Origin of the sequence: Mesorhizobium sp. M3A.F.Ca.ET.175.01.1.1 (assembly GCF_004791945.1) — a bacterium.
GTDB lineage: Bacteria > Pseudomonadota > Alphaproteobacteria > Rhizobiales > Rhizobiaceae > Mesorhizobium.
Map to the genome: position 1 here is coordinate 244,766 of NZ_SRTP01000008.1, position 20,905 is coordinate 265,670.

General features: G+C 64.7%; 22 protein-coding genes. 7 read left to right on the forward strand and 15 right to left on the reverse strand.

All coding sequences use genetic code 11. The features are described 5' to 3' along the window. Positions 1-54 precede the first annotated feature (54 nt). The 10 genes from EN818_RS19875 to EN818_RS19920 all read right to left on the reverse strand — a co-directional run bounded on the left by EN818_RS19875 (position 55) and on the right by EN818_RS19920 (position 10,401). Positions 55-3,042 (reverse strand): 2-oxoglutarate dehydrogenase E1 component, encoded by a 2,988-nt coding sequence (locus EN818_RS19875; protein ID WP_095804879.1) that lies wholly within the window; start codon positions 3,040-3,042, stop codon positions 55-57. A 141-nt stretch (positions 3,043-3,183) separates the two neighbouring features. Then, positions 3,184-4,089, reverse strand: a complete 906-nt coding sequence (gene sucD, locus EN818_RS19880) for a succinate--CoA ligase subunit alpha (RefSeq protein WP_095804880.1) — start codon at positions 4,087-4,089, stop codon at positions 3,184-3,186. A gap of 15 nt (positions 4,090-4,104) precedes the next feature. Beyond that, the gene (locus tag EN818_RS34335; protein ID WP_280952429.1) at positions 4,105-4,236 is read right to left on the reverse strand and encodes a hypothetical protein; all 132 of its coding nucleotides are present in this window, start codon (positions 4,234-4,236) and stop codon (positions 4,105-4,107) included. Positions 4,237-4,253: 17 nt separating this feature from the next. Further along, positions 4,254-4,823: a DUF1579 family protein gene (locus tag EN818_RS19890; protein ID WP_135905070.1), complete on the reverse strand. Its 570-nt coding sequence runs from the start codon at positions 4,821-4,823 to the stop codon at positions 4,254-4,256. Positions 4,824-4,825: 2 nt separating this feature from the next. Then, the gene (locus EN818_RS19895; RefSeq protein ID WP_095804882.1) at positions 4,826-5,197 is read right to left on the reverse strand and encodes a cupin domain-containing protein; all 372 of its coding nucleotides are present in this window, start codon (positions 5,195-5,197) and stop codon (positions 4,826-4,828) included. Positions 5,198-5,201: 4 nt separating this feature from the next. Further along, a complete protein-coding gene (sucC, locus tag EN818_RS19900) occupies positions 5,202-6,395 on the reverse strand; it encodes an ADP-forming succinate--CoA ligase subunit beta (RefSeq protein WP_095804883.1) in 1,194 nt (397 codons plus the stop codon). A 27-nt stretch (positions 6,396-6,422) separates the two neighbouring features. Continuing rightward, complete coding sequence (gene mdh, locus EN818_RS19905; RefSeq protein WP_095804884.1) at positions 6,423-7,391, reverse strand: malate dehydrogenase; 969 nt, start codon at positions 7,389-7,391, stop codon at positions 6,423-6,425. Between the two features lie 483 nt (positions 7,392-7,874). Continuing rightward, positions 7,875-9,077, reverse strand: a complete 1,203-nt coding sequence (gene zapE / locus EN818_RS19910; RefSeq protein ID WP_095804885.1) for a cell division protein ZapE — start codon at positions 9,075-9,077, stop codon at positions 7,875-7,877. 134 nt (positions 9,078-9,211) lie between these two features. Beyond that, positions 9,212-9,769, reverse strand: a complete 558-nt coding sequence (locus tag EN818_RS19915) for a protease inhibitor Inh/omp19 family protein (protein WP_095804886.1) — start codon at positions 9,767-9,769, stop codon at positions 9,212-9,214. A gap of 191 nt (positions 9,770-9,960) precedes the next feature. Then, entirely contained in the window at positions 9,961-10,401 is a 441-nt protein-coding gene (locus tag EN818_RS19920) for a hypothetical protein (RefSeq protein WP_245420294.1), read from the reverse strand. A 243-nt stretch (positions 10,402-10,644) separates the two neighbouring features. On the opposite strand from EN818_RS19920, the gene EN818_RS19925 reads away from it, so the two are divergent. The 6 genes from EN818_RS19925 (at position 10,645) to EN818_RS19950 (ending at position 16,511) form a co-directional block, all read left to right on the forward strand. Further along, entirely contained in the window at positions 10,645-10,806 is a 162-nt protein-coding gene (locus tag EN818_RS19925; RefSeq protein ID WP_040987840.1) for a DUF1328 family protein, read from the forward strand. Between the two features lie 204 nt (positions 10,807-11,010). Next, the gene (gene dapF / locus EN818_RS19930; RefSeq protein WP_095804980.1) at positions 11,011-11,895 is read left to right on the forward strand and encodes a diaminopimelate epimerase; all 885 of its coding nucleotides are present in this window, start codon (positions 11,011-11,013) and stop codon (positions 11,893-11,895) included. After that, complete coding sequence (gene mtaB / locus EN818_RS19935; RefSeq protein WP_281033640.1) at positions 11,895-13,277, forward strand: tRNA (N(6)-L-threonylcarbamoyladenosine(37)-C(2))-methylthiotransferase MtaB; 1,383 nt, start codon at positions 11,895-11,897, stop codon at positions 13,275-13,277. The genes dapF and mtaB overlap by 1 nt, the downstream gene beginning before the upstream one ends. Before the next feature lie 13 nt (positions 13,278-13,290). Further along, positions 13,291-15,174: a signal recognition particle-docking protein FtsY gene (gene ftsY, locus EN818_RS19940; RefSeq protein WP_095804888.1), complete on the forward strand. Its 1,884-nt coding sequence runs from the start codon at positions 13,291-13,293 to the stop codon at positions 15,172-15,174. 48 nt (positions 15,175-15,222) lie between these two features. Continuing rightward, entirely contained in the window at positions 15,223-15,888 is a 666-nt protein-coding gene (locus EN818_RS19945) for a septation protein A (protein WP_095804889.1), read from the forward strand. Between the two features lie 86 nt (positions 15,889-15,974). Beyond that, positions 15,975-16,511, forward strand: a complete 537-nt coding sequence (locus EN818_RS19950) for an NADPH-dependent FMN reductase (RefSeq protein ID WP_095804890.1) — start codon at positions 15,975-15,977, stop codon at positions 16,509-16,511. Positions 16,512-16,677: 166 nt separating this feature from the next. Here EN818_RS19950 and EN818_RS19955 read toward each other — a convergent pair whose 3' ends face one another. Then, positions 16,678-17,598, reverse strand: coding sequence for an SMP-30/gluconolactonase/LRE family protein (locus tag EN818_RS19955; RefSeq protein WP_095804891.1), 921 nt, complete (start codon positions 17,596-17,598; stop codon positions 16,678-16,680). Positions 17,599-17,816: 218 nt separating this feature from the next. Between EN818_RS19955 and EN818_RS32760 the strand changes: the two genes are divergently transcribed. Then, positions 17,817-17,984, forward strand: a complete 168-nt coding sequence (locus tag EN818_RS32760) for a hypothetical protein (protein WP_095804982.1) — start codon at positions 17,817-17,819, stop codon at positions 17,982-17,984. 159 nt (positions 17,985-18,143) lie between these two features. Here EN818_RS32760 and EN818_RS19960 read toward each other — a convergent pair whose 3' ends face one another. The 4 genes from EN818_RS19960 to ccmA form a co-directional block, all read right to left on the reverse strand. Next, a complete protein-coding gene (locus EN818_RS19960; RefSeq protein ID WP_095804892.1) occupies positions 18,144-18,719 on the reverse strand; it encodes a DsbE family thiol:disulfide interchange protein in 576 nt (191 codons plus the stop codon). Next, positions 18,716-18,889: a heme exporter protein CcmD gene (gene ccmD / locus EN818_RS19965; RefSeq protein ID WP_095804983.1), complete on the reverse strand. Its 174-nt coding sequence runs from the start codon at positions 18,887-18,889 to the stop codon at positions 18,716-18,718. Before ccmD ends, EN818_RS19960 begins: the two co-directional genes overlap by 4 nt. Before the next feature lie 131 nt (positions 18,890-19,020). Beyond that, positions 19,021-19,686, reverse strand: a complete 666-nt coding sequence (gene ccmB / locus EN818_RS19970; protein ID WP_095804893.1) for a heme exporter protein CcmB — start codon at positions 19,684-19,686, stop codon at positions 19,021-19,023. Between the two features lie 193 nt (positions 19,687-19,879). Continuing rightward, complete coding sequence (gene ccmA, locus EN818_RS19975) at positions 19,880-20,488, reverse strand: heme ABC exporter ATP-binding protein CcmA (RefSeq protein ID WP_135905072.1); 609 nt, start codon at positions 20,486-20,488, stop codon at positions 19,880-19,882. Positions 20,489-20,905: the final 417 nt, after the last annotated feature.

Consider the following 20,905-nt stretch of genomic DNA (forward strand, 5'->3'; position numbering starts at 1 on the left):
TCTCTTGTCTGCTTGAGGTCTGTTTCGCCCGATCTGCCTGTTCACCCGGCCCGCTTATCCGCCGAGCGCGTCGTCGAGCAGGGCAGCAAGCTGGCTGAGATGCTTCGACATCAATCCGGTCGCCGGCGAGGCGGAAGCCGGCCGGCCGGTGTAGCGAACGCGCTGATGCTTGGCGTCGATATGCGCCAGCACCCATTCGAGATAGGGATCGATGAACGACCAGGCGCCCATGTTCTTGGGCTCCTCCTGGCACCACACCATCTCCGCGTTGCGGAAGCGCGACAGCTCGGTGATGAGCGCCTTGGCCGGGAATGGATAGAGCTGCTCGACGCGCAGCAGGTAGATGTCGTTGATGCCGCGCTTCTCGCGCTCCTCGTAGAGGTCGTAATAGACCTTGCCCGAGCACAGCACGACGCGGCGGATCTTGGAATCCTTGACCAGCTTGATCGGCTGGTCGGCGAGCAGTTGCGCATCGTCCCACAACAGCCGGTGGAACGAGCTCTCGCCCGACATTTCCGGCAGCGTCGACACCGCCCGCTTGTGGCGCAGCAGCGACTTCGGCGTCATCAGGATCAGCGGCTTGCGGAAGTCCCGCTTCAATTGCCTGCGCAGGATGTGGAAATAATTAGCCGGCGTCGTCACGTTGGCCACCTGCATGTTGTCCTCGGCGCACAGCTGCAGGAAGCGCTCCAGCCGCGCCGACGAGTGCTCGGGCCCCTGGCCCTCATAGCCATGCGGCAGCAGGCAGACCAAGCCCGACATTCTGAGCCACTTGCGCTCGCCGGACGAGATGAACTGGTCGAACACGACCTGGGCGCCGTTGGCGAAATCGCCGAACTGCGCTTCCCAGAGCGTCAGCGCCTTCGGCTCGGCCAGGCTGTAGCCGTATTCGAAGCCAAGCACCGCCTCTTCCGACAGCATCGAGTTGATGACTTCGTAGCCGGCTTGCGCCGCCGACAGATTGTTGAGCGGGATATAACGCGTCTCGTCGCGCTGGTCGTAGAGCACCGAATGGCGCTGCGAGAAAGTGCCGCGTTCCGAATCCTGGCCGGAGAGCCGGATCGGACTGCCGTCGAGCAGGATGGCGCCGAAGGCCAGCGCCTCGGCCGTCGACCAGTCGATGCCTTCGCCGGATTCGATCGCCTGGCGGCGGTTCTCGAGAAAGCGCAGGATCGTCTTGTGCGCCTCGAAACCCTTCGGCACCTCGGTCAGCTTCTTGCCGATTTCCTTCAGCGTGCGGACCGGAACGGCGGTCTTGCCGCGGCGCTGTTCGTCCTGATTGTCGGCCGTGCGCAGGCCGGACCAGGCGCCGTCCAGCCAGTCGGCCTTGTTCGGCTTGTAGGACTGGCCGACTTCCCATTCGGCTTCCAGATGCGCGCGCCAGTCGGCCCGCATCTTGTCGACTTCCGCCTGGGTGATATGGCCTTCGGCGATCAGCCGGTCGGCGTAGGTCTGCACCGTCGTCTTATGGGTGCGGATCTTGCGATACATGATCGGCTGCGTGAAAGCCGGCTCGTCGCCCTCATTGTGGCCGAAGCGGCGGTAGCAGAACATGTCCACCACCACCGGCTTGTGGAACTTCATGCGGAACTCGGTCGCCACCTTCGCGGCGTGCACGACGGCTTCCGGATCGTCGCCATTGACGTGGAAGATCGGCGCCTCGATCATCTTGGCCACGTCGGACGGATAGGGCGACGAGCGCGAGAAGCGCGGATTGGTGGTGAAGCCGATCTGGTTGTTGATGATGAAATGCAGCGTGCCGGCGACGCGGTGGCCGCGCAGGCCGGACAGGCCGAGGATCTCGGCAATCACGCCCTGGCCGGCAAAGGCGGCATCGCCGTGCAACAACAGCGGCATCACCTTGGCGCGCTCCGACAGCGGCACGATCTCGCCGCGCTCGCGCCCGGCGAGCTGGTCCTGCTTGGCGCGCGCCTTGCCCATCACCACCGGGTCGACGATCTCCAGATGCGAAGGATTGGCGGTCAGCGACAGATGCACCTTGTTGCCGTCGAACTCGCGATCCGACGAGGCGCCGAGATGGTACTTCACGTCGCCCGAGCCCTCGACCTCGTCCGGAGCGGCCGAACCGCCCTTGAATTCGTGGAAGATGGCGCGATGTGGCTTGGCCATCACCTGGCTGAGCACGTTGAGGCGGCCGCGATGCGCCATGCCGAGCACGATCTCCTTCAGGCCGAGCTGGCCGCCGCGCTTGACGATCTGTTCCAGCGCCGGGATCAGCGACTCGCCGCCGTCGAGGCCGAAGCGCTTGGTGCCCTTGTACTTGACGTCGATATACTGCTCGAAGCCCTCTGCCTCGATCAGCTTCGACAGGATCGCCTTCTTGCCGGCGGCGGTGAAGGTGATCTCCTTGTCGGCGCCCTCGATGCGCGCCTGGATCCACGCCTTTTCCTCGGGGTCCGAGATGTGCATGAATTCGACGCCGAGCGTCGAGCAATAGGTGCGGGCGAGGATGTCCAGCATCTGCCGGATGGTGCCGAATTCGAGACCGAGCACATTGTCGAGAAAGATTGGCCGGTCGTAGTCGGCCTGGGTGAATCCGTAATTCTCCGGCGACAGCTCGTTATAGTCCTCGAGCGGCTTGGCGATGCCGAGCGGATCGAGATCGGCATGCAGATGGCCGCGCATGCGGTAGGCGCGGATCATCATGATGGCGCGAACGGAATCGCGCGTCGCCTGGTGCACGTCCGCATCGGAAAGGGCTGCGCCGTTGACGACCGCCTTATCCTTCACCTTCTTTTCGATGTGCTTCTCGACCAGGCCCCAATTGCCATCGAGCGCCGACACCAGCTCGCCATTGGTCTGCAGGGGCCAAGAGGGCTTTGCCCAGGAAGCGCCCTTGGCGTTCTTGCGAACGTCGCCCGCATCGTCCTTCAGCGCCGCGAAGAAATCCTGCCATTCCGGATCGACGGAGGCCGGATCGTCCTCATAGGCGGCATAGAGCGCGTCGATATAGTCGGCGTTGCCGCCATAGAGGAACGAGGTGAGCGAGAATTGGTCGTTGGCCTGATCTTGTCGTGCCATGTCACTATCGGAGCCTGGCTCCGTCTCCTTCTTGGGGTGAATAGTGAGTGGTGAATAGTGAATGGCCAAAGAAAACGGGAACGACCCGCTTGGCGTCACTGTTCACCTTGTCCCTTCCATTCACCATTCACCACGCACTATTCACTGACCCTTGATCGCCTCAACTAAGGTCGTGCCCAGTCGAGCCGGCGACGGCGAAACCTTGATGCCGGCCGATTCCATTGCCGCGATCTTATCTTCGGCGCCGCCCTTGCCGCCGGAGATCACCGCGCCGGCATGGCCCATGGTGCGGCCGGCCGGCGCCGTGCGTCCGGCGATGAAACCCGCCATCGGCTTCTTGCGACCTCGCTTGGCCTCGTCCTTGAGGAACTGCGCGGCGTCTTCCTCGGCCGAGCCGCCGATCTCGCCGATCATGATGATCGACTTGGTCTCGTCGTCCGCGAGCAGCATCTCCAGCACGTCGATGAACTCGGTGCCTTTGACAGGGTCGCCGCCGATGCCGACCGCGGTGGTCTGGCCGAGGCCCACATTGGTGGTCTGGAAGACCGCTTCATAGGTAAGCGTTCCCGAGCGCGACACAACGCCGACCGAGCCCTTGCGGAAGATGTTGCCGGGCATGATGCCGATCTTGCATTCGTCGGGCGTCAGCACGCCCGGGCAGTTCGGACCGATCAGCCGCGAGGAGGAGCGGTCGAGCCGCGCCTTGACCCTGACCATGTCCATCACCGGGATGCCTTCGGTGATGCAGACGATCAGCGGGATCTCGGCCTCGATCGCCTCGATGATGGCTTCGGCGGCGCCCGCCGGCGGCACATAGACGACGGAGGCGTTGGCGCCTGTCCGTTCCTTGCCTTCGGCGACCGTGGCGAAGATCGGCAGGCTCTCGCCCTTGGCGCCGGCCCAGGTCTCGCCGCCCTTCTTCGGATGTATGCCGCCCACCATCTTGGTGCCATGATAGGCCAGCGCCTGCTCGGTGTGGAACGTGCCGGTCTTGCCGGTCAGGCCTTGGACCAGCACCTTGGTGTTCTTGTCGACGAGAATGGACATTTTTTAGCGACCTGATCAGTGAGTGCGGAACGGGTTAATGGCGACCACGGAGCCGTAAGCCTGGCCGTGATTGAGGTCTTCGGTGTACAGCGTCTTGACGCCGAGGCGCTCGGCAGCGGCGATGATCGCGCCAATAGACAAGGACATTTGTGTCGAGGAAGCATTCAGCGATCATAGAGCTCTTCCCGATTCCACTGGTTGCCGCCGATATCGCCTGCGGTATCTCCTGCCGCCTCCAGGGCGAGGCTCAGAAGAGTAGGCGAGACGCGCCGGTAGACGCCACTCACCATGTCTTGCCAAACATCGCTACCGGTAGGCGTGAATTGCAATCGCATGCGGTAGGTATCGTCGCCGTCGAAAATATACGTCACGCGGGCGGAGCCGCGCGGCGACGACCGTTCCAGAACGAGCTCGGCGCCGTTCCAGATGCCCGTGGCCGGTGTCGCCGGCACGAACCCCATGGAATCGAATTGGTGCATTGTGACGAGCTTGCGCTGCTGGTCGAAGCCGAACACATTGTGCGAGCCGAACGAAATCGTGCCGTCGCGGCGCTGGCGATAGCGCTGCACCACGAACAGGCCGCCGAACTGCGCTTCAGCCAGCACTTCCGACGTTGCCGTGCCGGCATCGGTCCATTGTGTCGCCGCAACGTCTTCCTCGCCACGCCACGCGCCGACCAGCGCCTGCAGGCGTTGGTGGTCGGCCGAAAGCGAGGAGAAAGACGCCGCGTTCATTGTCAGAGCCGCTTCAGGTCGGTGACGGTTAGGTCGCTCTTGGCATTGCCGGTGTTCAAAGTCGTTGCCGGCTCGAACATCAGCACCACCGGCTCCGTCGTCAGCGAGCGCGGCCGGTGCTCGACGCCGCGCGGCACGACGATGAAATCACCTTCGCCGAGCTCGACCGGACCGTCGCGGAAATCGATCGCGATCCTGCCGCGCAGCACGAGGAAGGCTTCGTCCTCATGGTCATGCGCATGCCAGTCGAAGACCTCGCCGAACTTGGCGACCTTCGCTTGGGCATCGTTGACGTCGCCGGCGATATGCGGATCGAAGACCTTGGCGATCTTCGCATCGGCCGCCTCGACCAGGTTGATCTTGCGCGGGGGCACGAGCTCAGCCCTTTACCGCCTTGACGATCTTCTTGGCCGCGTCGTCGAGGTCGTCGGCCGAGACGACGTTCAAGCCGCTTTCGTTGATGATCTTCTTGCCGAGCTCGGCATTGGTGCCTTCCAGGCGCACGACCAGCGGCACCTTGAGCCCCACTTCCTTGACCGCGGCGATCACGCCCTCGGCGATGACGTCGCACTTCATGATGCCGCCGAAGATGTTGATCAGGATGCCTTCGACGACCGGATCCTTGGTGATGATCTTGAACGCCGCCGTCACCTTCTCCTTTGACGCGCCGCCGCCGACATCGAGGAAGTTGGCCGGCTCTGCGCCATAGAGCTTGATGATGTCCATCGTCGCCATGGCGAGCCCGGCGCCATTGACCATGCAGCCGATATTGCCGTCGAGCGCGACATAGGCGAGGTCGTATTTCGACGCCTCGATTTCCTTCTCGTCCTCTTCGGTGGTGTCGCGCAGCTCCATCACGTCCGGATGGCGGAACAGCGCGTTGTTGTCGAACGACACCTTGGCGTCGAGCACGCGCAGCCGGCCGTTCTTCATCACGATCAGCGGGTTGACCTCGAGCAGGCTCATGTCCTTTTCGACGAATGCCTTGTAGAGGATCGGAAACAGCGTGCTGCCGTCCTTGGCCGCATCGCCGTCGAGCTTCAGCGCGGCGTTCAGCTTCTCCACGTCGTCCGCCGTCACGCCCTTGTCCGGATCGATGGCGACGGTGAGGATCTTTTCGGGCGTGTCATGCGCCACCGCCTCGATGTCCATGCCGCCCTCGGTGGAGACCACGAAGGCGATGCGGCCGACCGAGCGGTCTACGAGGATCGACAGATAGAGCTCTCGGTCGATATCGGCACCGTCCTCGATATAGAGGCGGTTGACCTGCTTGCCGGCCGCGCCGGTCTGCTTGGTGACCAGCGTATGGCCGAGCATCTCGTTGGCGTTGGCAACCACTTCGGCCGCCGACTTCGCCAGCCGCACGCCGCCCTTGGCATCGGGGCCGAGCTCCTTGAACTTGCCCTTGCCGCGGCCGCCGGCATGGATCTGGCTCTTCACCACATAGAGCGGCCCGGGCAGCGCCTTGGCGGCGGCTTCCGCCTCGCTTGCCTTGAACACGGGAACGCCGTCAGCGACCGGCGCGCCGAAACCCTTCAGCAGCGCCTTGGCCTGATATTCATGGATGTTCATGCGCTTGGTCTCCGGGGGAGGGGGCGATTACTTGCCGGCGAGATGCGGGGCGATCTTGGTGCAGGCCTCGGTCAGGCCTTGCACGGCCGCCACTGAGTTTTCGAACATCTTCTGCTCGGCCTTGGACAGGTCGATCTCGATGACGCGCTCGACGCCGCCGGCGCCGATCACCACCGGAACGCCGACATAGGTTCCCTTGACACCATACTGGCCGGAGAGATGCGCCGCACATGGCAGCACGCGCTTCTTGTCCTTGAGGTAGGATTCGGCCATGGCGATCGCGGACGCCGCCGGCGCGTAATAGGCCGAGCCGGTCTTCAACAGGCCGACAATCTCGGCGCCGCCGTCGCGCGTGCGCTGCACGATCTGGTCGAGCTTCTCCTTCGAGGTCCAGCCCATCTTGACGAGGTCGGGCAGCGGGATGCCGGACACCGTCGAATAGCGGATCATCGGCACCATCGAGTCGCCATGGCCGCCGAGCACGAAGGCGGTGACATCCTCGACCGACACCTTGAACTCTTCTGCCAGGAAGTAGCGGAAACGGGCGCTGTCGAGCACGCCGGCCATGCCCACGACATGGCTGGTCGGCAGGCCGGAGAACTTCTGCAGTGCCCACACCATGGCGTCGAGCGGGTTGGTGATGCAGATGACGAAGGCCTTGGGCGCGTACTTCTTGAGGCCGGCGCCGACCTGTTCCATGACCTTGAGGTTGATGCCCAGCAGGTCGTCGCGGCTCATGCCGGGCTTGCGCGGCACGCCGGCGGTGACGATGCAGACATCGGCGCCCTCGATGCCGGCATAGTCGTTGACGCCGGTCAGCCTGGAGTCGAACCCATCGACCGGCGACGACTGCGCGATGTCGAGACCCTTGCCCTGCGGAATCCCCTCGGCGATATCGAACAGCACCACGTCGCCGAGATCCTTGAGGCCGATCATATGGGCGAGCGTGCCGCCGATCATGCCCGAGCCGATGAGCGCTATCTTGTTACGTGCCATGTCAGGAGGTTTTCCCTTTGTGAGTGACGCGCCCAAATCGTTGCGACTTGCCGGCGTCGAGGAGAGAGGCCGTGATGCTGCGAGAACCGCGGGATTTCGCCGCACCCATAGCCCCGGCCCGGTGGAAATTCAAACGATTATTTTGAGCTTAGCATTTTCAATCGGTTAGATGGATCGGGAGTTACGTAAGCGTCAAAATTCTGAAGGCCATTGAGCGGAAGTTACACAAAGATCGTGGAAACCAGAAGACATCATCCCGGTGATGACGCCCTTGTGATGCAGCGCCAAGTCTCCCTCCTCGAGGGAGAGATGTCGCCGAAGGCGACAGAGGGGACGCCGCGCCTGAAACGCCGGCGCTCACCTGCGCCGAGGCCGGTCGAACCGACCCTCTGGCCTGCCGGCCATCTCTCCCTCAAGCAGGGAGATCGCCGTCACGCCGGCTTTCGCCAATATCCAACGACGAGCAAGGTAGCGAACCGGATCTCACGCCTGCGCCTGGCGTGCCTCGTCACTGAGCACCTGGCTCTTCCGCCGCTCTGCCCAGCCCTCCAGCCAGTCGCGGCTCTGCATTTCGACCAGCCGGGAGGCGGTGCGCTCGAACTCGAACACCTCGTTGCCGCGCTTGGCGGTGTAAAGCTCGGAGGGCTGCGCGGCGGCGCTCATCACCAGACGCATGCGATGGTCGTAGAGCGTATCGATGAGGAGAATGAAACGCTTGGCCTCGTTGCGCTTGCCTTCGCCCAGCACCGGCACATGGTCGATGAAAACGGTCGAAAACCGGGCGGCGATCGCCAGATAGTCGCGCGCGCCGAGCGGCTTTTCGCAGAGATCGGCGAAGGAAAAGCGCGCGGCATCGCCCGCCGCGCGCGGCACCACGAGATGTCTGCCCTTCAGCGTCAGCGTCACCGGCGAAGTCGGCTCGCCGTCGGTCATCGCCTTCCACGCCTCGTCGAGCGCCCGGTCCGCGGCCTCGTCGACTGGCGTGACATAGACCGGCAGGCGGTTGAGCTTCTCCTGCCGATAGTCCTTCTCGGCGTCGAGCGTCAGCACCGCGGCATTGCGCTCGAGTAGCCCGATAAAAGGCAGGAAGAGCTGCCGGTTCAGGCCGTCGCGATAAAGCTCCCGCGGGGCGACGTTGGAGGTGGCGACCAGCACGACACCATTGGCGAACAGTGCCGAAAACAGCCGCGACAGGATCATTGCATCGGCGATGTCGGCGACGGAAAACTCGTCGAAGCACAGCACCCAGGCTTCCTCAGCCAGCGCCCGCGCCACCGGCGGGATCGGATCGTCTTCCTTGACCTCGCCGTTCTTGCGCGCCGCCCGGTGCTTCTGGATGCGGTCCTGCACGTCGGCCATGAAATCGTTGAAATGGACGCGCCGCTTGCGCCTGACCGGCAGCAGTTCATAGAAAAAATCCATCAGCATGGTCTTGCCGCGCCCGACGCCGCCATGGATGTAGAGGCCCGTGATCGCCTCGCGCGTCTGCTGCTTGCGCGCGAACAGCCAGCCCAGCGCGCTCGATTTCTGCGCCAGCCTTTTTGCGGAGATTTCGTCGATCAGCCGGTCGAGCGCGGCGACAATGCGCTCCTGCGCCGGGTCACGGTCGACGGCCCCGGTCTCGACCAGATGGTCGTAGCGCTGCCTGACGGTCACATGAGTCTGGAGGCCGTCACGCAGATGCATCGGTCACTTCGTTCCGGAGCAATTCCAGGAAAGATGCGCAGCGGGTCTTCCATAGGGAATTGCCTAAATGCAAATGCTCAAGGGCGGTTCGGCGATTCACTCAAACGCCGAACCGCTCCAGGAGCGGGTTCGCCTTACCTTGTAAGCGAGATCGGCAGGCCGTTGGAAGTCTGGCCGTCGAATTTCTCGCCGCCCGAGGAATAAAGCCTCGCGAGCGGGCCGCCGTTTTCGTCATAAAGCGTCAATTGCTTGCCGGAGACGTTCCAGGACTTGATGCCGTCGATCGGCGACGGGCAGTGCAGCGGCCCGGCGCGATAGCCGGCGCCGAACTTGGTCTGCGGAGTCGCCACCTTGCAGCTCTGGCCGGACACGCTGGCGTTCCAGACGCCGGCGACGCTGGCCGCGGTCAGGTCCGCGGCGCCGGCCGGCGCCGAGCCATCCTGCGGCAGGGAGGCAACCTGGTTGTTCGTCGGCGCTGTCGGGAATTGCGACGGGTCGGTGGTGCCCGGCGCAGCGGGCGGCGGCAGCTGGTTCTGCGTCACCGTGCCGGAGGGCGCGGGCGTCAGCGGCGCCGGCTGCTGGTCGTCCATCGACGAGAACCGCGAGGTCGAGCAGCCGCTCGCAACGAGCGCGGCCAGCGATACGGCCAAAAGACCAGATTTCGAAAAAGGGCCCGTCTTCGAAAAATTCATTCCAACCTCCGTCGGATCCGGCCGGGGAACGCCGTCCGAGCAATCTCTCCCTCACCAAGATGGAGAAGGTGGCAGAATTTCAACCCGATATGGTTAAAATTGGGTTTTGCGGTGCAATTGTTGCAAATTTATCGCAACACTCATGTGACACCAAATCTCTCCGCGAGGCAGGCAAACAGCGCGCCCGAGGCCTAGCTGCGAAGCCGCGCGCTCGGGACGAAGACGTAGCCGTCCGGACCGACGATGTGGCATTCGCGCAAGCCATGCGGCTTGTCGATCGAGCCGGCCAGCACGATGTGGCCAAGTTCAGCAGCCCTTTTCTCGACGGCATCCGGATCGGCGCCGTAGAGCCGCAGTTCGATGCCGACGCCGCGCGTCTCGGCACCAGCAACGACACCGGTCATCGGATTGTCGAGATAGGAGTGGTCGGCGTGCAGCATGAACACCGAACCGAGCAGCCCGATCGCCGCGAAATCCTCGTCGGCATAAATGACCTCCGCGCTCAGCACGTCGCGGCAGAAGGCCTCCATCGCCGCCATATCGGTGACCAGCAAATTGACGCCCAGCCCGCGCGGCAGCGAGCGGCCGAAATCATCGGCCTTCATCCACGGTGTCTTGGTTCGCTTTTTCAATCGATCCTCCCCTCTGCACTCGATCGGCGATTTTAGCCTAAGCAATCCCGCAGCCCTTGGCATTCGCCGCCAAAATGCTTGCGCCAGCGGCGCTGGAAAGATCGCCGAAGCGCAGGTGGTCAAAAGCATTTCGCAGGCAGCCTTTCGCCGCTGCGTCCCGGCGAAGATACCCGCCGCCCGAGCAAGGAACTCAAGCCGCCTAAACGCGTTGGTTGCACACGCAATTCTGCCCCGGAGCCTTTCATGATCAAGTGGATCATCATCCTTCTCATCATTGCCGCTGCCGCGAGCCTCCTCGGCATGCCGGCGCTCGCCGGCGCCGCTGCCACGGGCGCGCGCATCCTGATCGGCATCGTCCTCATCATCTTCCTGCTGATCGTCCTCGGCGTCTTCGCAGTGACTTAGGCGCGACCTCTTGGTCGTCTGCCGGCGCGACCTCTTGGTCGTCTGCCGGCGCGACCTCTTGGTCGTCGCCCAGCGCGGGGGGCCGTCGCTGTCCGGCTTCTTGGCCGGCGCGGCATCTGCGCCGTGGCCTGAAAGCGCGCCGCACTGGTAATTCCCGCCCGTTTCCGCCATATAGCGCCAAACGGACATGGAATGACCGGACCGATGGCAGGCACTGCCCCTTTTGCCAAGATGAACGGCATCGGCAACGAGATCATCGTTGCCGACATGCGCGGTCGTGCCGACAGGGTGACGGCCGCCGCCGCGATCAGGCTCAATGCCGACGCCGCAACGAAGTTCGACCAGATCATGGCGATTCATGATGCTCGGACGCAAGGCACCGCCTATTACGTCGATATACTGAATTCCGACGGCTCCGGTGCGCAGGCTTGCGGAAACGGCATGCGTTGTGTGGTCCAGGCGCTCGCCGCCGAGACCGGCCAGAAGACCTTCACCTTCGAGACCCGCGCCGGCATCCTCAATGCCAGGGAACATGGCGACGGCTCGATCTCGGTCGACATGGGCAAGCCGCGCTTCGGTTGGCAGGAGATCCCGCTTGCCGAGGAGTTCCGCGACACCCGCATGATCGAGCTGCAGATCGGACCGATCGACGCGCCGGTTCTGCATTCGCCTTCGGTCGTGTCGATGGGCAATCCGCACGCCATCTTTTGGGTCGACCGCGACGTCTGGTCCTATGAGCTCGACCGCTTCGGCCCGCTGCTGGAAAACCATCCGATCTTTCCCGAGCGCGCCAACATCACCATTGCCCAGGTCACGTCGCCGCAGACGATGGTCATCCGCACCTGGGAGCGCGGCGCCGGCCTGACCAAGGCCTGCGGCTCCGCCGCTTGCGCCGCAGTGGTGGCCGCCGCCCGCACCAAGCGCACCGGGCGCAGCGTGTCGCTGATCACGCCCGGTGGCGGCGAGTTGCATGTGCTCTGGCGCGATGACGACCACGTTATTCTGACCGGCGCCGCCGAATGGGAATTTTCCGGCAGCTTCGATCCCGCGACCGGCGCCTGGGCCCGCGACACCGAAAGCGCCGCCTGATGTCCGCCCTGCAAAAAGGCCCGCCCGCAGGGCTCATCGGCAACGGCCCGCCCGCAGGGCCCATCGGCCAAGGTCCGTCGCCCGACGGGCCAATCGGCAACGGTATCGACGTCGTCACGTTCGGCTGCCGCCTCAACAGCTATGAATCGGAAGTGATGCGCCGCGAGGCCGAAAGCGCCGGCCTCGGCGCGCTCTCCGGCGGCGCCGTCATCTTCAACACCTGCGCCGTCACCGCCGAAGCGGTGCGCCAGGCCAAGCAGGCGATCCGCAAGGCACGCCGCGAGAATCCTCAGGCGCGCATCATCGTCACCGGCTGCGCCGCGCAGACCGAGCCGCAGAACTTCGCCACCATGGACGAGGTCGATCTCGTGCTCGGCAATGAAGAGAAGCTCAAGGCGAACTCCTATCGCGCGCTGCCCGATTTCGGCGTCAACGACACCGAAAAGGCGCGCGTCAACGACATCTTCTCGGTGCGCGAGACGGCAGGCCACATGGTCGACGCCATCGAGGGGCGGGCGCGCGCCTTCGTGCAGGTGCAGAACGGTTGCGATCACCGCTGCACCTTCTGCATCATTCCTTATGGACGCGGCAATTCGCGTTCGGTGCCGATGGGCGCCGTGGTCGAGCAGGTCAAGCGGCTCGCCGGCAACGGCTATGCGGAGATCGTGCTGACCGGCGTCGACATGACCAGCTTCGGCGCCGACCTGCCGGGCAGCCCGAAGCTCGGCAGACTCGTGAAGACGATCCTGCGCCAGGTGCCCGACGTGAAGCGGCTCAGGCTGTCCTCGATCGATTCCATCGAGGCCGACGACGAGCTGCTCGACGCGCTCGCCACCGAGCCCCGGCTGATGCCGCATCTGCACCTGTCGCTGCAGTCGGGCGACGACATGATCCTGAAGCGCATGAAGCGCCGGCATCTGCGCGAACAGTCGATTCGCTTCTGCGAGGATGTGCGCAAGCTCCGCCCCGGGATCGTCTTCGGCGCCGACATCATCGCCGGCTTTCCGACCGAGACCGAGGCGATGTTCGAGAATTCGGAAAGAATCGTCGAGGAATGCGGTCTGACGCATCTCCACGTCTTCCCGTTCAGCCCGCGCGAAGGCACGCCCGCGGCCCGCATGCCGCAGGTCCGCCGCGAGGTGGTCAAGCAGCGTGCCGCGAGGTTGCGCGCCGCCGGTGAGGCCGCCTATCGCCGCCATCTGTCCGCGCTCGCCGGAACACAGCAGTCGATCCTGGTCGAACGCGATGGGCTTGGCCGCACCGAAGGCTTCACGCTCAGCTCAATTGGCGTCGGCCAGCCGGGCGAGATCGTTGACGCCGTCATCACCGGCCATGACGGCGCCCGCCTGACCGCGGCCCCCCTGGCCGCCCGCGCCGCCTGAGACAGCAAAGAGCATGGCCGGTTTTTTCAAGAAGATATTTTCGTTCGGCAAGAAAGAGGTCGTCGAAGAGCGCGTCGACGAGACCGCGCCGCTGCCGCCGATCAAGTGGGATGCGCTGCAGGCACTGAAGCCGGAGGCCGAGCTGGCTCAGCCGGAAACCGACCGAGCCGAAGAGCCTGCAGCGGCGGCCGCGCCGGCTCCTGAGCCGGTCCCCGAGGAGCCAAAGCCCGAGCCGGCGCCGGACATCCCGCCGGCGCCGGAACCAGTCATTCCGCCCGCACCGGAGCCGGTCGTTCCCTCCGAACCGGAACCGCTGCCGAAGCCGGGACCGGAAGAAGAACCGCAACCCGAGCCTGAGAGGCCTGAGCCGCCGGCGCCCGAGGAAGTGCCGCCGGCACAGCCGAAGCCCCAGCCTGCGCCCGCACCGACACCCGGACCCACTCCGCAGGAGGTGCCTGCCGCGCCGGTCAAGCCGGATATCGAGCCGTCGCGCCCGGAAAGGCAGCCTGGGCCGGCGCCGGTCGAAGTGCCGACCCCGCCCGGCGAGGTTCCGCCTGAAACGCCTGCGCCTGAAATTCCGCCGTCGGTGCCACCTTCCGTAGAACCGTCTTCAGAGGGCGGCGCCGCCCCTCACCCGCCTGCCGGCACCTTCTCCCCGTATGGTGAGGTGGAGAACGAAGAAGCTTCGACGCCGACAGCCGCCTCTCCCCGTCCTTCACGGGGAGAAGGTAAGGGTGAGGGGCAGCGCCAACCTGCGCAGGATTCAGCGTCAGCGGAGCCAGCTTCGTCGGCGGAGATCTCGCCACCCATTCGCCAGCCTGCGCCGGTCGAGGCACAACCGATCTCTGCCGAGGTTGCGCCAGAGCCGCAACCGGTCCCGCAGCCCGCGCCGAAACCGGCGCCCTCCGCCGGCAAGGTGACAGTGGCGAAGAAGGTCGAGCAGAAGGCCGAGCCGCAGCCGCTGCCGGAGCCGGCGCCGCGGCGCTCCTGGTTCCAACGTATGCGCGATGGGCTTGCCCGCTCCTCGCGCGAGCTGTCGGGCAACATCGCCGGCGTCTTCACCAAGCGCAAGCTGGACGAGGACACGCTGCAGGACCTGGAGGACGTGCTGATCCGCGCCGATCTCGGCCTGGAGACGGCGCTGCGCGTCACTGATTCGCTCGCCTCGAGCCGCTACGGCAGGGACGTCTCCGATACGGAAGTCCGTGCTGTCATGGCCGCCGAGGTGGAGAAGGTGCTGACCCCGGTCGCCCTGCCGCTGGAGCTCGACCTCAGCCACAAGCCGCATGTAATCCTGGTCGTCGGCGTCAACGGCACCGGCAAGACCACCACCATCGGCAAGCTGGCGGCCAAGCTGACCGCGGGCGGCCTCTCGGTGATGCTGGCCGCCGGCGACACTTTCCGCGCCGCGGCAATCGAGCAGCTGAAGATCTGGGGCGAGCGCACCCGGTCGCCGGTCATCGCCACCAAGCTCGGCGCCGACGCGGCCGGCCTTGCCTATGACGCCTTCGAGAAGGCGAAGGAAGCCGGCTCCGACGTGCTGATCATCGACACGGCCGGCCGGCTGCAGAACAAGGCCGAGCTGATGGCCGAACTGGAAAAGATCGTGCGCGTGCTCGGCAAGCTCGATCCGGAAGCGCCGCACACGGTGCTGCAGACGGTCGACGCCACCACCGGCCAGAATGCGCTCAGCCAGGTCGAGATCTTCCGCAATGTCGCCGGGGTCAACGGCCTGGTGATGACCAAGCTGGACGGCACGGCGCGCGGCGGCATTCTGGTGGCGATTGCCGCCAAGCACAGGCTGCCGGTCTATTTCATCGGCGTCGGCGAGCAGGTCGACGATCTCGAACCGTTTTCCGCGAGCGAATTCGCCAGGGCGATCGCTGGCGTGGCTTGAACAGGCACGATCCCAAAAGCGCCGACTTTCGGGACAACAAGGACTTTTATGAACATCCTCGAACGCGACCCGTCCGATCCGCAAAAACAGAAGAAGGAAGGCATCAATCCGCTGCTCAAGCTCGTGCTCGAGCTCGGTCCGCTGCTGGTCTTCTTCTTTGCCAATACCCGCAGCGGATGGCTGGTGCAGAAATTTCCGATACTCGGCGAACTCGGCGGTCCGATCTTCGTCGCCACCGGTCTCTTCATGGCTGCCACCGCGCTCGCGTTGGTCGCCTCCTGGCTGCTCACCCGCACCTTGCCGATCATGCCGCTGGTGTCTGGCGTCGTTGTCCTCATCTTCGGCGCGCTGACGCTCTATCTGCAGGACGACGTCTTCATCAAAATGAAGCCGACCATCGTCAATACGCTGTTCGGGGGCGTGCTGCTCGGCGGCCTGTTCTTCGGCAAGTCGCTGCTCGGCTACGTCTTCGATTCCGCCTTCAGCCTCGATGCCGAGGGCTGGAGAAAGCTCACGCTCCGCTGGGGCCTGTTCTTCCTCTTCCTGGCCCTCGTCAACGAGGTGGTCTGGCGGAATTTTTCAACCGATGCCTGGGTCACCTTCAAGGTCTGGGGCATCATGCCGATCACGCTTCTCTTCACCTTCAGCCAGATGCCGCTGATCATGCGACATTCGCTCGAGGAAAAAGCCAAGGAAGAGCAGGCCGGCAAGTAGAGTAAGTTTTCCGTTCGGAGATTGCGCCAAGGATAGCCGCCGGTGGTAGCATTCGGTCGACTCAACCCGCCGCCCGAGCTCATCCCTTGCTGAACATCCTCGCCATCTCCGGCAGCCTGCGTGTCGCCTCGACCAATTCGGCGCTGATCGCAGCCTTGGCTGAGAACACGCCGCAGGATTGCCGCATCACCACCTATGATGGGCTTCGCCGCCTGCCGATCTTCAATCCGGACGACGAGGGCGAGCGGACGCCACTCGAGGCTGCCGCGCTGATCGATGCCGTTACCGGCGCCGACGGCGTCATGGTCTCCTGTCCGGAATATGCCCACGGCGTGCCAGGCGGCATGAAGAATGCGCTCGACTGGCTGGTGTCGCGCGACGCCGCAGTCGCCAAGCCCGCCATGCTGGTGCACGCCTCGCCGCGCTCGCTCTACGCCCGAGCAGCACTTGCCGAGATCATGCGCACCATGTCTTTCGCGCTCTACGAAGACGCTACGCTCGAGATCGCGCTGCTCGGCAAGAAGCCGCCGGAGGTTCAGGCCATCCTGGCGGAGCCGGCCAACCGGCAGGCGATGCGCGAGGCGGTTCAAGCCTTCGCAAGCTTCATCCGCTGGCAAACCTAGCCTCGTCATCTTAGGGCGAAGTAAGGAGCGAAGCGACGTGGCTGACAGGGCGCCCCGCACCGCAACTTTGCAAGGAAGCTCCCCCTTCCTCAGCGTCTCGACATCGGTGTTGCCGACATCCCGGTTGCGAGCGTCGACATCCTCGAACGAAGAGTCAACATCAGCCTCAATAGGTCTTGGCGCCGTTTACCATCAACCGAACCATGTAGAGCGAGGTGGTGCCGGCGATGTAGAGGCAATTGCGCTTGATGCCGCCGAACACGCAATTGGCGGTCACCTCCGGCACCTTGATCTTGCCGATCAGCGTACCGTCCGGGTCGTAGCAATGGATGCCGTCGGCCGCGCTTGTCCAGATACGTCCGGCATCGTCGAGGCGAAAACCGTCGAACAGGCCGGCGGTGCAGTCGGCGAACACCTTGCCGCCGGAGACCCTCTTGCCGTCCTTGCCGACATTGAACACCCTTATGTGCGCCGGGTTCTCGGCACCATGTGTGCGGCCGGTGTCGGCGACATAGAGCTGGCTCTCGTCGATGGAGAAGGCAAGGCCGTTCGGCCTGACCATGTCGGTGATGACGGCCTCGACATCGCCCGTGCCCGGATCGACACGGTAGACGTGACAGGCGCCGATCTCGCTCTCGGCCTTGTCGCCTTCATAGTCGGTGTCGATGCCGTAGGTCGGATCGGTGAACCAGATCGAGCCGTCGGACTTCACCACGACGTCATTGGGCGAGTTGAGCCGCTTGCCGCGCCAGCTGTCGGCGATGGTGACAATGGAGCCGTCATGCTCGGTGCGGCTGACGCGCCGGCCCGAATGCTCGCAGGTGACGAGCCGTCCCTGCCGGTCGACCGTATTGCCGTTGGAGTTGCCGCAGGGCTGGCGGAACACGCTGACGCTGCCGTCGGTCTCGTCGTAGCGCAGCATGCGGTTGTTGGGGATGTCCGACCACACGACATAACGGCCGGCCGCGAACCAGGCCGGGCCCTCGGCCCAACGGCATCCGGTGAACAGCTTGTCCACATGCGCGTTGCCAACAAACAGGCGCGCAAAGCGCGGGTCGAGAACTTCGTAATAGTCGGCGGCCGCCATGCTCTTCCTCCCGGCATCCATGTGACGCGCGGATCAAGCCAGCCGGCGTGCGATTAAGCAAGACCATTGATGGCCATCACACCATGTCGAGGCATGCGTGGGGTGCAATGGTGCGTTGCAACATATTCCTTTTGCGGCGCACCATTCCTATGTCATGCTCGCAGTCGATCAGGGAGGAACAACCCGCCGCGCCAAAAGCGGCAGCAAAGGACCTCGCCATGATCTTCGACGATATCGTCGCCCGCGCTCGCACCAACATTGCCAAGCGCCGCCGGTACAACCGTCTCGTTGCCGAAATCGAGAACCTGTCGAGCCGCGATCTCGCCGATCTGCGCGCCGACCGTTCCGAGATGCTCTTCCAGGTCCACAAGCAGATCTACGGCTGAGTTTTTTGGCCGCTTGTGCGGGCTTGGCCGGCGCGTTGAGATTCAGGTCAGGCCGAGCTGAAAATGGTGGCTACCGAGAACCGGAGCGGAGCGTACTTGAAGTACGTGAGCACCGGAAGCGCAGGAAGCCGCTATTTGCAGGCCGGCCTCATCTGAATATCAGCGTGCCGCCAGCGCCTTCTCGATCTGCGGCAACAGCAAATCCCTGGCCGATTCCGGCGTCAGCGGCCCGACATGCTTGTAGGCGATCTTGCCATCCTTGCCGATGACGAAGGTCTCCGGCACGCCGTAGACGCCCCAGTCGATCGCCGTGCGGCCGGCCGGATCGACGCCGATCGCCTGGTAGGGATTGCCGAGATCGCCCAGGAAGCGGCGGGCATTCTCCGGCTCGTCCTTGTAGTCCAGGGCGGCAAGCGTGAAGCGCTTGTCCTGCGACAGAGCCAGCAGCACCGGGTGCTCTTCCCGGCACGGCGCGCACCATGACGCGAAGACGTTGACCAGCGTCACCTTGCCGGCGAAGGATTTGGTGTCGAGCCCCGGCAGGCTCGTCCCTTCCAGTGGCGGCAGCTTGGTCTGCGGCGCCGGCTGGCCGATTAGCGCCGAGGGAATTTCCGAAACGTCGCGGCCCGACAGCAATTGCGACAGGAACAGCCCCGCCAACCCCAGGAAGACCAGGAGCGGCAGGAAGACGAACAGGCGGCGGCTCCGCGCCGGCGTCTCGCTGTCGATGCTCACGGCTTTGTCGTCCCGGTCTTGTGGGAGCGGCGCCGCACGCCCGACGCTTCCAGCGCCGCCAGGTCCCGCTTGCGCCCGCGCTGGTCGAGCAGGATCCAGCCGATCAGCCCCGCCAGCACGATCGCCGTGATGGCATAGGCGGCGGTGACATAGAGGGCATGCGCGCTCATGCCCGCAGCTCCGCCAGCGTGCCGCCTTCCGCGCCTTTGCCTGTCCTTGCGATCATGCCTTCCCTTAACTTCGCGCAGCGGACCGCGCAATTGGCCGCTGCGCCGCAGCCCGGCCTGGAGCATCTTCGCCCTCAATCCGTTCCATGGCGCAGCGCCAACGCGGCCGAGAGCGGCCCAACCACGGCAAGAAACAGCGTCAGCGCGGCAAGAATGAGGAAGGGCTGCAGGAACGGCGCCGGATCAGCCACCGCGCCATAGCTTGCCGAGACCCCGAAGATCAGCACCGGAATGGCGAGCGGCAGCACCAGCACCGAGATCAACAGCCCGCCGCGCGGCAGCGCCACCGCCACCGCCGCCCCTGCGGCACCGATGAAGGTGATGGCCGGCGTGCCGACCAGCAGCGTCAGCGCCGTGGCGCCGATCGCCGCCGGCTCCATGTTCATGAACAGGCCGAGCAAGGGGGCGGCCACCACCAGCGGCAGCACGCTGCCCGTCCAGTGGGCCAGGCATTTGGTCAGCACCGTCAGCGCCAGCATATGGCGGTCGTTGCCGACCACGAGCAGGTCGAGCGAGCCGTCCTCGCGATCGGCCTGGAACAGCCGGTCGAGGCCTAACAGGCAGGCGAGCAGGGCGGCGATCCACAGGATGGCGGGGCCGATGCGGGACAAAAGATTGAGATCGGGCCCGATGCCGAACGGGATCGTGACGATGACCGCGAGGAAGAAGATGACGCCGATCAGCGCCCCGCCGCCGGCGCGGATGGAGAGGCGGATATCGCGCAGGAAGAGCGCTAGCATGATTTGAGATGCTTTCGCCCAGGCACCCCCCTCTGTCCTGCCGGACATCTCCCCCTCAAGGGGAGAGATTGGATGTCATCCCAGCTTTCGCCAACCTCCAAGGTAGGGAGGTAGGCAGGACGCCCGAACTGCTGATCTCCCCCCTTGAGGGGGAGATGCCCGGCAGGGCAGAGGGGGGTGCCTGGCACAGACATCAAGCCGTCTCCCCCATCCTCAACCCCTTCGCCCCCTCCAGCCCCAGCGGCAGATGCGTTGCCGCCACCAAAATCCCCCCGTCCTGGAGATGCCCCCTCATCAATTCCGCGAACCGCTCCTCCGATGCCTTGTCCAGTCCCGCCGTCGGCTCGTCGAGCAGCCAGATCGGCCGGCGGCTGATCAAAAGCTTCGCGATCGATGCCCGGCGCCGCTGCCCGGTGGAGAGATAGCCGAACGGCAGGTGGCCCAGGCCGCCCAGCCCGACCGTCTCCAGCGCTTCCTCGACATCCAGCGCCGGCTCGCCCTGGAAGGCGCGCCAGAACTCGAGGTTCTCCGCGACGCTCAACGCCGTCTTCATTGCATTGAGATGGCCGAGGTAATGCGAGGCGGATGCAATCGTAGGAAAATCGTCGCCGCCGCCGTCAAGCCATACCCGTCCCTCGGCTGTCCGCAGCAGCCCGGCGATGATTCTCAGCAGCGTCGACTTGCCCGATCCGTTCGGTCCCGTGACGACCATCGCCTCGCCCTTTCCGAGGGCGAAATCGATGCCGGAGAAGACCGTCTCGCCGCCGCGTTCGCCGCCCAGATTTTCGGCGATCAGCCGCATTCTTGCCCGCCCCGGAAGCACCGTTTTGCGGCGCTCGCCGCATCGCACAAATTCGTCTTTCGACTGTCTAGAACTATTCCAGGAAATTCTCTATATGCGGTTCATCCGTGCCAGCGGTCGGCGCGGGATCAGAATTAGCGCCGAACCAGCGCACGCGCCGCCTTGAACGGCTCGGGTTGCTTGGGAGCGGACAGCGGAAATGGCCGTACCCGCACCTTTGCGCGTGATTGCATGCCATCGGCGTCCGTTCCCTTTCAGGCTGAACAGACAAGGACGGATCGCACGTGTCAAAATCCCTCGACAGCTTCAATTGCCGCCGCACGCTCTCCGCGGGTGGCGCCGACTATGTCTATTTCGACCTCGCCGAGGCCGAGAAGAACGGTCTGAGCGGCGTCTCGCAGCTGCCCTTTTCGATGA